General features: G+C 58.5%; 3 protein-coding genes. 2 read left to right on the top strand and 1 reads right to left on the bottom strand.

Going from position 1 to position 3,112, the window contains the following annotated elements; genetic code table 11:
• The first annotated feature begins 204 nt into the window (after positions 1 to 204).
• Positions 205 to 1,134: a tyrosine-type recombinase/integrase gene (locus WBB85_RS00580; RefSeq protein WP_432636676.1), complete on the top strand. Its 930-nt coding sequence runs from the start codon at positions 205 to 207 to the stop codon at positions 1,132 to 1,134.
• 12 nt (positions 1,135 to 1,146) lie between these two features.
• Positions 1,147 to 2,361 carry an IS91 family transposase gene (locus WBB85_RS00575; RefSeq protein WP_432636675.1) on the top strand — a complete coding sequence of 405 codons (1,215 nt, stop codon included), beginning with the start codon at positions 1,147 to 1,149 and terminating at the stop codon, positions 2,359 to 2,361.
• Between the two features lie 165 nt (positions 2,362 to 2,526).
• Here the strand turns inward: WBB85_RS00575 and WBB85_RS00570 are convergent.
• The coding region (locus tag WBB85_RS00570; RefSeq protein WP_432636674.1) for an insulinase family protein at positions 2,527 to 3,112 on the bottom strand (586 nt) is incomplete at its 5' end.

Below are 3,112 nucleotides of genomic sequence, written 5' to 3'. Positions count from 1 at the left end.
CTTTTAGGAGCGCAAACCAATGGTGCATTGCGAACAGAGAAGGTCGTCGATGGCCGAGTTGGGTCAAAGAACAAAATCGCTACGCGATATCGTATGCGGCGGGTCCGTTGATGTGGGTAGCCGAGTGCTCTGAGACAGCATTGATGACGGTGAGAACGCCGTCCTGAATCGAGGTTTCAACCTCTTCAGGACAGGAGTTCTCCCATGAGTGGATCAGTCAATCGTACCATCAGCCCGCTGCAAGCCCGCATGATCGAAGACATGACGGCGCGCAAACTGAGCCCGAAGACACAGACCGCCCACATCCGCAGCTGCCGTCGATTTGCCGCCTGGCTCGGCCGTTCGCCGGAGACCGCAACGGCAGATGACGTTCGCGGGTTTCAGCACGAGCTGGCGCAGTGCGATATCAGCAACTCGACGCGCAACACGATCATGACCGGCGTCAAGTTTCTATTGCGTGTGACCCTGCGCCGGCACGACCTTGTCGCCGAGATCTATCACCTTCGTGAGCCACAGAAGATCCCACCTATCATGAGCCAGGATGAAGTCGCGCGTCTGCTCGCGAACACGACATCCATCAAGGCGCGGGCGATGCTGTCACTGGCCTACGGTTGCGGCCTCAGACCCGGCGAAGTTATCCGTCTCAGGGTTGGCGACATCGATACCGACCGAGGCATCATTCGTGTTGTGCAATCGAAAGGCGACAAGGACCGTCAGGTCAAACTGCCAACGACCGTCCTCAACCTTCTACGCGACTATTGGGGTGAGCGATCAACCGAATACGACGCTGAGTTTCGACCCGAGCAGCGTTATCTCTTTCCAGGCCGCAGTCCCTACAGGCCGCTGACGACGCGCCAGCAGAACCGGCTGTTTCACCAAGCGGCCGACGCCGCCGGCATCACCAAGCCGGTCACCGTGCGCTCCCTGCGCCACTCGTTTGCGACGCATCTGCTTGACGCCGGCGTTGATGTCCGTGTGATCCAGGCGCTGCTCGGACACGTCAAGCTCACGACGACAGCACGCTACACACGCGTTGCAACAGCTCTGATCACAGCCATCGAAAGCCCGATCGATCTGTTGCCACGTCGCACCTTCAAGCCACGCAAGCGCAAGAAGGCAAAGTCGAAGACTTAGAGCGCTACCGGCATGACCCGCCCAGCTGTTGAGGTCGCGGACATCTTCCGCGACCACGGGGCTGCGTGGCGTGAGGCCAATCGCGGCCACGTCAGTCTCGACCAGATGACGGTGATGTCGGCCATCGAACGGTGCCGCACGGCAGCGCTTGGCGGTCACGTTGCGCGATGCGAGAACGACGCCTGCGGGCATCTGCACATCGCCTATAACTCATGCCGCAACCGGCACTGTCCGAAGTGTCAGGCCGCAGCGGCGCAAGAATGGCTGGAGAAACGCGAAGCCGAACTGCTGCCGGTCGGCTACTTCCATGTCGTGTTCACCTTGCCGGCACCAATCGCCGACATCGCGTACCAGAACAAGCGCGTCATTTACGATCTCCTGATGAAGGCATCCGCCGAGACGATGATCACGATTGCCGCCGATCCCAAACATCTCGGTGCCAGGATCGGCATCACGGCGGTGCTGCACACCTGGGGCAGCGCCATGACGCATCATCCACACGTGCACATGATCGTGCCAGGTGGTGGCATCTCACCAGATGGATCAGAATGGATCGCGAGCCGCAAGAAGTTCCTTGCATCGTTCCGAGTGCTCTCGCGACTGTTCCGACGGTTGTTCATCGAGAAACTCGTCAAAGCTCATGGCGATGGACACCTCAACTTTTACGGCCAACGTGCCAGCCTTGCCGACCGTGCCCGGTTCAATGCCTTCCTCAGGCCGTTACGAAAGGTCGAATGGTACGTCCACGTCAAAGAACCGTTCGCCGGGCCCGAGGCCGTGCTCGCCTACCTGTCGCGCTACACCCACCGGGTCGCCATCTCAAACCGGCGTCTCGTGAGCGCGGACAGCAACCATGTTGCCTTTCGGTACAAGGACTACAACGCCGACCATGCCGAGCGCTGGAAGACCATGAAGCTCAGCACGGATGAGTTCATCCGCCGGTTCCTGTCTCACGTGCTGCCGAAAGGCTTCCATCGCATTCGTCATTACGGTCTTTTCGCCAACGGTAATCGGGCCGATAACATCGCACGGGCAAGAGAGCTGCTGAACGCCCAGGTGCCGGCCAAAGATAACGCCGACGATGATACCGATGCAGAGCCAGATGAAGCCCGTGCCCTCAACTTTCCCTGCCCATGTTGCGGCGGACGCATGATTATCATCGAGGTATTTGCAGCAGGCATGGACCCCAAGCACAAGCCAAACCCGGAGGCCATCGACAGCTCATGACCACCTCGATCAGATCTCTCGGCATCAGTTTGGATTACGAACGAGACCGCAACCTTCGCGGTGATGACAAGACATGCGTCACACCTCCGCCAAAACCGGCATCACAGTCATCTCGACCTGCAAACATGCGCCTTGTCCAACAAGATCTGACCGGGCATCTTGCTGTTACACGGGTTCCAGTCTCAAAGACGGCACCTTCCGACACACAACCAGCTCCGAGCCCAACAGCAAATCCCCATAGTGCCCGTTGAGCCGCCTCAACACCCATCCGCGATTTCGTTCATTGACGCTTCTCCGACGCCTGGTACAGCAGCGCGTGGCGACACCTGTCGTTGTTAACCGGCGTCCGAGAAACCTGCACAGAGATAGACTCTCGGGTGACACGCCTCTAGCACGAAGCTGGCCCAAAATTTCTAAAAGGCTATCCACGCCAGTGGCAATTTTCTCGGGTTCCCCCTCTCCGGTGATTGGTTGCCAGCCCTTGCCAAAGCGGCGCCTGAGAGGAGTAGCCAATACCTTTTGGAGAACGGATCGTCGTTTGACGAGCATATCGTGCAGTAAAGCCGTTTGGCTGTTTCCTCCAATGTAGTGCATGAGGACTTCAAAGGGGAGATAGTCGGGCGAGGACATCTTCGGGCCCTCAAGAGCGAAGAAAAAATAGCTCTTTGCGATCTCAAGCTCTTCTGTGATTACGGTTACGCCGGATCTCATCGGCATCTCCGCAAAATGATTTGGGGGATTACCCCGGCGC

The sequence above is a fragment of the Albidovulum sp. genome, assembly GCF_049646345.1.
GTDB lineage: Bacteria > Pseudomonadota > Alphaproteobacteria > Rhodobacterales > Rhodobacteraceae > Albidovulum.
Note: the sequence above shows the minus strand (reverse complement) of the source record. Positions and strands in the feature narration are given on the sequence as shown.

What these genes read in the sequence shown, in the direction of transcription:
- WBB85_RS00580 (WP_432636676.1), top strand. Translation starts at nt 205, where the DNA reads ATGAGTGGATCAGTCAATCGTACCATCAGCCCGCTGCAAGCCCGCATG.
- WBB85_RS00575 (WP_432636675.1), top strand. Translation starts at nt 1,147, where the DNA reads ATGACCCGCCCAGCTGTTGAGGTCGCGGACATCTTCCGCGACCACGGG.